9 protein-coding genes and 1 tRNA gene are annotated in these 6,395 nt (G+C 38.4%); 4 read left to right on the top strand and 6 right to left on the bottom strand.

Annotation, left to right across the window (positions count from 1 at the left end; genetic code table 11):
* The 3 genes from G322_RS23980 to G322_RS21190 all read left to right on the top strand — a co-directional run.
* Positions 1 to 241 (top strand): hypothetical protein (locus G322_RS23980; protein WP_211217173.1); only part of this gene is annotated, 241 nt, incomplete at its 5' end.
* A gap of 23 nt (positions 242 to 264) precedes the next feature.
* Positions 265 to 543, top strand: a complete 279-nt coding sequence (locus G322_RS0116665; RefSeq protein WP_022942847.1) for a hypothetical protein — start codon at positions 265 to 267, stop codon at positions 541 to 543.
* A 9-nt stretch (positions 544 to 552) separates the two neighbouring features.
* The gene (locus tag G322_RS21190; protein ID WP_169337497.1) at positions 553 to 1,065 is read left to right on the top strand and encodes a methyl-accepting chemotaxis protein; all 513 of its coding nucleotides are present in this window, start codon (positions 553 to 555) and stop codon (positions 1,063 to 1,065) included.
* Here the strand turns inward: G322_RS21190 and G322_RS0116655 are convergent.
* The 5 genes from G322_RS0116655 to G322_RS0116635 all read right to left on the bottom strand — a co-directional run bounded on the left by G322_RS0116655 (position 1,062) and on the right by G322_RS0116635 (position 5,775).
* Complete coding sequence (locus G322_RS0116655; protein WP_022942845.1) at positions 1,062 to 2,003, bottom strand: tRNA-dihydrouridine synthase; 942 nt, start codon at positions 2,001 to 2,003, stop codon at positions 1,062 to 1,064. The genes G322_RS21190 and G322_RS0116655 overlap by 4 nt on opposite strands.
* A gap of 209 nt (positions 2,004 to 2,212) precedes the next feature.
* A complete protein-coding gene (locus G322_RS0116650; protein WP_022942844.1) occupies positions 2,213 to 3,145 on the bottom strand; it encodes a hypothetical protein in 933 nt (310 codons plus the stop codon).
* Positions 3,146 to 3,188: 43 nt separating this feature from the next.
* Positions 3,189 to 3,551 (bottom strand): DUF3622 domain-containing protein, encoded by a 363-nt coding sequence (locus G322_RS0116645; RefSeq protein ID WP_022942843.1) that lies wholly within the window; start codon positions 3,549 to 3,551, stop codon positions 3,189 to 3,191.
* Between the two features lie 69 nt (positions 3,552 to 3,620).
* Positions 3,621 to 3,944 (bottom strand): VF530 family protein, encoded by a 324-nt coding sequence (locus tag G322_RS0116640; protein WP_022942842.1) that lies wholly within the window; start codon positions 3,942 to 3,944, stop codon positions 3,621 to 3,623.
* Between the two features lie 79 nt (positions 3,945 to 4,023).
* Positions 4,024 to 5,775 (bottom strand): choice-of-anchor I family protein, encoded by a 1,752-nt coding sequence (locus G322_RS0116635; RefSeq protein WP_022942841.1) that lies wholly within the window; start codon positions 5,773 to 5,775, stop codon positions 4,024 to 4,026.
* 234 nt (positions 5,776 to 6,009) lie between these two features.
* Here G322_RS0116635 and G322_RS0116630 point away from each other — a divergent pair.
* Positions 6,010 to 6,095: transfer RNA gene (locus G322_RS0116630), tRNA-Leu, on the top strand.
* A 74-nt stretch (positions 6,096 to 6,169) separates the two neighbouring features.
* Here G322_RS0116630 and G322_RS21185 read toward each other — a convergent pair.
* Positions 6,170 to 6,395, bottom strand: a 226-nt coding sequence (locus G322_RS21185) for an IS66 family transposase (protein ID WP_022942840.1), incomplete at its 5' end; no start/stop codon positions are given.

Below are 6,395 nucleotides of genomic sequence, written 5' to 3'. Positions count from 1 at the left end.
ACTAATATCTGCGTTGCATTCAATCGCAATAGCCGGCTATTACTCAATCATGCGCCTTGACCTTAGTAATTTACCCTGCGTAAAACCTGATCATTATATTAAGCGGAATGGTATTACATCAGAAAATCCTATCAAATGGGTGCAAATTAGTATCACCTACATCGTACCTTACTTAGTCTCTTTGTTTAGCGCAAAAAGTGCGTCAAAGAAGCTGTGCCATAATGATGAGAGTTTACTATAAAAAATAGTGAACAATTAAATGAAGTGAAAAAAAATTCTCAAGATGCACATATACAGGTTCAAGAGATTGCTAATAATGCAGGCGATGTAAATCTGAGAGTAAAATTACGCGTTAATTGTGTAGATGAAACGCTTGACGAAGTAAAATCGATGGCTAATGAGTCACATTCGGTGGTGGAGTTATCACAAAAATCGTTACTGGGCATTGAAACAGTCAATGTAAGTTTTTCAACATTAGATGAGCAACAAGCCCGATTTATGAATGAGTTCAGAGAGGCAGGGCGTTGGGCGCAGGAACTCTGAGTGAAGACAATGGCCTTCATAGAAGGGTTTAAAAAAATTGAAGAGATGGCAAAAACCATTACTACTATCTCTTCACAAACAAATTTATTGGCTTTGAATGCTTCTATTGAAGCCGCTCGTGCAGAGGAAGCTGGTAGGAGTTTTGCGGTTGTTGCCGATGAAGTTAAAAACTTAGCCAATAAATCAGGGGAACATGCGGGTGATATCAATCAATTAGTCGCTTCACTTTCTGATACGAGTAATCACTTATCTGAAAAAGTGAATAGCTTTTCTGATCAGATGGGTAATCTCTTAAATCTGCAAGACGATGGCCACAAAAAGGTGGTGATGCAATCCATTGAAGCACTATTTGATAATATTAATCAGATGTCAAACAGTGCGACCAGTCAACTTTCTCTGGTCGATGCAATGGTACCAAAAGTAGAGCAGATAGCTGAAGACACTCGTGTGGCCGTAACCGGCTCGCAGCGTAATATGGATTTAAGTGCTGAGATAGCGTTGCAACTTAAGAAAATTGGTTAAGCGCTTGCCCGCTCGATACGAAGTGCGTCGAGCATCTGCTGGGTGGTTTTTATTTTACGCACATGATGCAAAAAATGCAGTGCTTGTGGTTGCTGTAAACGCATAAAAGTAAGCCACTGCTTGATACGATTGGGCAGATATTTCTCTTTATCACCATGTGTCTGCACAAATAGATACGCGATCATCAAATCGAGGGTTTGTGGCCAGCTATAGGGTTCTTCTTTTTCTTTGATCACTTGTGCTAAATTTGGCATTGCCAAGGCGCCACGGCCAATCATTAAAGAATCACAACCGCTTATCTCCATGCAACGTTTGGCATCATCAAGATTAAAAATATCCCCATTTGCCGTGACTGGAATATTGATTGCTTCACGAATTTTTGCAATCCAATGCCAGTGAGCGGGTGGTTTGTAACCCTCCTCTTTAGTACGAGCATGCACAGCAAGGGCATTCGCTCCTGCTTCTGTTATCGCCTGCGCATTTTCAATTGCGAGTGATTTATCCTCATAACCAAGACGTATCTTGGCGCTTAAAACTTGATCGGAGGGCATAAATTCGCGCACCTCTTTGACTATTTTATAAAGTGTGTCGGGTGATTTCAGTAAAATGGCACCCCCTTTACTTTTATTAACCGCTTTTGCGGGGCAACCAAAATTAAGATCAATGCCGTCGGATCCGACGTGTAATGCTTTATTGGCATTTTCAGCAAGGCAACGTGGATTTTGTCCAAGCAGTTGAATCCGCACCGGTGTGCCTGAAAGTGTTTTGCTTCCATTGTGTAATTCAGGACTAATACGGCGAAAGACTTTGGCGGGTAAACGAAGTTCAATAACACGAATAAATTCAGTGACACAAAGATCAATCCCACCTATTGATGTGAGCAACTGGCGCATTTGGTGATCCATTACGCCCTCCATTGGGGCAAGGGTGACTTTCATGGGAATGACTACTCACTTTTCTAAAGAATCAAAAAGAGCGCATTATACCCGTTGCCATTCAAAGTGCAAAACTCAACAAGCTGTGAGGTAAACATCTTCGTTGTCTTTCAAGAAGTTGGTGTTTAGATACTGTTTCACGACGGTCATTAATCAAATTTATACTTTCTATAATAACCCTGATATTAGTAACCCAACCGTTTATGCTGTCATTAAATATTATTAAAAAGCACTTCCAAGCGTAGCGTGAGGCTTGCTTCTGATTCACGTGGTGTTGTTTGCTCTTTATTCCAATTTAGCTCAGGTGTTAGTTCATAATAAAACCACTTCCTAAAAATATTTTGTCGGTAGTTAAGGGATAAATGGTAATTGCTAATGTAATGATTAGGTTTTTCTTGTGCAGTTACACTGGTTTTGTAACTGAAAGCCTGTGTTGTAGAGATGAATTGATAGAGAGTAAAACCACTGCCTAATTCTAATCGATCTTTGGTTTCTATTTTCACAAAATTAGTCCAACGAAATAAAAAATTTTCACTGATAGCAACATCAAAATCTAACAGTGTTGCACTGCCAGTGAGCTTTTTTTTCTGGTATATTTTTTGTGTGATACGCGATATAAAATACTCTGATAATGGGATCGTATAACGATAACGCATCTCGATGCTAGGTTTGATGGTGACTTTAACATTTAAGCTTTGTTGCTCTTTTACAACCCAGTCATAGCGTAAGCCGAGTGAGTTTTCTGCCGGTTCATTTTTATTTGGGAATAGGTTAATGACAGCATCCTCAGCATCGGATTCAAAAACTAGTTTCAACTTATGTGTGACTTTAGGCAAGTGAACACGTGCGGTCAGTTTTGTTTTGTAACGAAAGTTTTTATCCTCATCCAATGAAAAATCATTATACCAACGCACCATTGTGCCTGCTTGGGAGTCTTCGCTAATACGTTCATCAACAAAAAAATCGTCAAACCACAATGCGGGCTGGCAAAAGCTACTATTTAAATAGTGATAGGTTTTATCAATAATGGTTGTTTGTTCACTGTGACTGATGCAACGTTGTTGATGATTGGCAAACAGTGGTGCGTGAGGAGATAGAGTGAGAATAAAGGAGCAGATAAAAAAGGCTAAACGAGGGGATATCACTTTCAAATCCCTTTTAACAGTGATTTGAAAGTAACGCTTTAAATTACTCTTTTTCGAATACTTGTTGTTCTTCTTGCTCATCTTCCTGCTCATCTAAGGCTTCAAAATAAGCTTGTTGTTTCTGTTCATATAATGTTGCTGCAGCTTCTTTTTCAGCTTCTGTTTTTGCAACTAACTCATCACGGGTTGCACGTTTTTCTGCTTTGCGTTTGTTACCCGCTTGTAGGTTTTCAAGAAAACCAGCAAGTTGCTCTTTTGCCCACTCGATTGCTAATGCTTCTGTAGCAAAGCCTTTTTTGCGCTTGGAAATACTTGTTCTGCGTGCGCTAACTCGACGTATTATCTCAGCATTCCACTGTTCACCATCTTGCTTAATAGAGAAGTCGAATTTTTTTTGTTGTGCCATTTTTGTTTTATCCTGATTAATTTTCTTTTACTAAAGTTTAGTACTGATTAATTTTAACATGAAATTAGATTATTTGTTTTTTAATGTTGGCCAATTAAATTCACTTTCACTCTGAGGTGGCATTGCCACGCTACTATTTTTTTGTTCGATAAAATTACGGATCAGTGTTTTTGTTGCTGGGTTATCGCGACAGAATGTTTTTAGATATAAAATCTCAACTTTTTTACGTGCCCATGGGGTTTTGCGCAAAAATTTCAAGCTTGATTTTAACCGTGGATGGTTAATAAAACAGTTAATATTAAGTAACTCTCCCATCTTCTGCCAGCCAAGCTCTTTTTCAAGCTTGACTAAAATATCTTCTAGTTTGACACCGTGAAGTGGATCGTGATTCATATTGGGACCTAATGAAATAAAAGCTGAGTCACATTATACCCTAAAGCCACACCGGGTGGCTTTGTTATTTATTGTGTGGCTATTTTAGATTAATCGTATAAAAAGTAGTGGTGCCACTGACCTCATTTGCCACGATTAAGATGGGGGTTTTGGTGGGACTATCTTCTGCATTTACAAATTTAATCCCCTCTGGGCCAAGATCACCTGCATCAATTTGATACTCTTTAATACCATCACCATTGCTATCAACATTATCATTGGGATCAATGTTGATATCACGATTATTCAGGTATAAAACAAATGTAGCTTGGCTAGGGATACTAATATTATAAACCATGATCCCCCCCATACGTTCAAGACCAATAAATGCGTACGTTTGACCATTTATCATCCCCGTGGTTAACGCTTCAGGCTCAGGCCCTTTGTTGTCACTACGATCTTCATTTTTAAGTTTATTATGACTTTGGTTAAATTTATTACCATATTTTTCAGCAGTAATTCGTTCAAAATCACTGCCAGAGTCAAACACTAATTTTTCAGCATTAATATCCCAAATTGAAAAAGAGCGCCCGCCAAAGGTCATTAAACGATCGATTTTACCATCGCCATTAACATCACCAAATTGTTTGGTGATGGAATGCGAAAATTTTAGTTGCTGTACCGCGTCTTGATAAATGCCCCCCGTTTGGAACTGGCTTAAATCGAGCCTGTTTTGTAAAGGAGCATAAACCTTATTATTAAATGCATTTTTGAGTTTGATATCATCGCGACAGATTTTATCTTCTAAGTGGTAATAGAAATTGGCGGATTCACACTCTGCTTGTGGCAAATCAGTTAACCAATCGCTACGATCATCTCCCTCATTGGCAGTGAGCAGATAATCGATATTATTGAATGTTACCGTTGCAATAGAGTCTGGTTGATATAAGCCGAGTACCGGTTCATTTTTAATGTTTACTTTTTTATCTTTGTTATTACCATCAAGCTCATTACCTTTAATAGCGTGATCTTTAAAACCAAGTGCCACTATTTTTTGTATTGACTTTGTTTGCAGATCAATCACGGCAATGGCATTGTTTTCTTGTAAAGAGACATAAGCTTTATGACTGTGATTATTAATAGCGATATATTCAGGCTCTAAATCTTTTGCAACAGAAGCGTTATAACCATTGAGTACTAACTGTTTTGGTAATTCATGATGGCGTTTTCCTCCTACATTAAAATCACTAAACGTTAAGCGTGTAACCACTGTGCTCAAGGTTGATTTTTGCCAATCTATATCAATAATTGCGACTTCACCTTCGGGATCAATTGCGTAGTTTTTATCACTTGGCTCACCCTCAATCGCGACAATTAATTGTTTTCCATTTTTTGTAAAAGCAAGCATATCGGGTAGAGAACCAACATAAACAGCATCAATAAATAATAAACTTTGACTGTTATAAAAAGCAATCCATCCTGCATCCGTTTTATTTTTGGCTGCCATCGCAATGGCGAGCAATCCATTCGCCACATCGACACTATTGGCTGCACCTGCTTGAACATGGAGGTACTTTTGTAAGTCAGCTTTAATATTAAGCGAAGCGGTCAGGGTGGGCTGGTTAATATCTTGGCTATTTAAAACATCAATTTTCCCAGATTGTGCATTCACCACAAATGTTTGCTGGCTAATTTTATCAAAAGCGATAATTTCAGCCGCGCTTTGATCAAAAATATTACTGTGGTAGCGACCTTGTTCAACGAGTGTTATTGATTTATCAGCATCTATTTTTGCCGAGGAGCATGCGACTAGTACACTTGAAAGTAGTATTGTTATTAAATTGTGTTTCATTATTTATCCCATTTTATTATTTACTTGAAAGGAGTACGTTTTACAGAGCGGTTGTGACAATGATGTGACGTATAAAAAACAATCAATTTAAATTGATGTTGTTGAATAAACAATCACTTAAACTTTTTTATGTAAAAAAATAGCTTCAAGTGCTTGTAGTTGAAGAAAACTTGTATAGAATACTCCTCACTTACTAAGCACCAAGCAATATTAAGTACAATAAGCGAAGTAACTGCCCGGATGGTGGAATCGGTAGACACCCAAGATTTAAAATCTTGTGCATTCTGTGCGTGCGAGTTCAAGTCTCGCTCCGGGCACCACATTAAAACAAAAAGCCAACATATTAGTTGGCTTTTTTGTGTCCAAAATAACGTAAGCGTCTGGGTAATGGCACCTAGCTACGCTTAATATTCCATGGTAGCAACGCATCAATATCATTCGGGTTTTCAGCAATCTGCTGCAAGCAGGTTGCGATATAATCATGAACAATAAGATCATTCGCTTTTGCTGTTTCAACCAAACTATATAAAATTGCACTCGCGTTCGCACCTGTATTGGTGTACGAGAATAGCCAAGCCTTACGACCTATCACAAAGGGCTTCACTGCACGCTCTGCTCGA

The sequence above is a fragment of the Psychromonas hadalis ATCC BAA-638 genome (assembly GCF_000420245.1).
Taxonomy (GTDB): Bacteria; Pseudomonadota; Gammaproteobacteria; order Enterobacterales; family Psychromonadaceae; genus Psychromonas; species Psychromonas hadalis.
Note: the sequence above shows the minus strand (reverse complement) of the source record. Positions and strands in the feature narration are given on the sequence as shown.

Bases quoted from the DNA above. Each gene is read 5' to 3' on its own strand.
- G322_RS21190 (WP_169337497.1), top strand. From the start codon at position 553: ATGGCCTTCATAGAAGGGTTTAAAAAAATTGAAGAGATGGCAAAAACC.
- G322_RS0116655 (WP_022942845.1), bottom strand. From the start codon at position 2,003: ATGAAAGTCACCCTTGCCCCAATGGAGGGCGTAATGGATCACCAAATG.
- G322_RS0116635 (WP_022942841.1), bottom strand. From the start codon at position 5,775: ATGAAACACAATTTAATAACAATACTACTTTCAAGTGTACTAGTCGCA.
- G322_RS0116640 (WP_022942842.1), bottom strand. From the start codon at position 3,944: ATGAATCACGATCCACTTCACGGTGTCAAACTAGAAGATATTTTAGTC.
- G322_RS0116645 (WP_022942843.1), bottom strand. From the start codon at position 3,551: ATGGCACAACAAAAAAAATTCGACTTCTCTATTAAGCAAGATGGTGAA.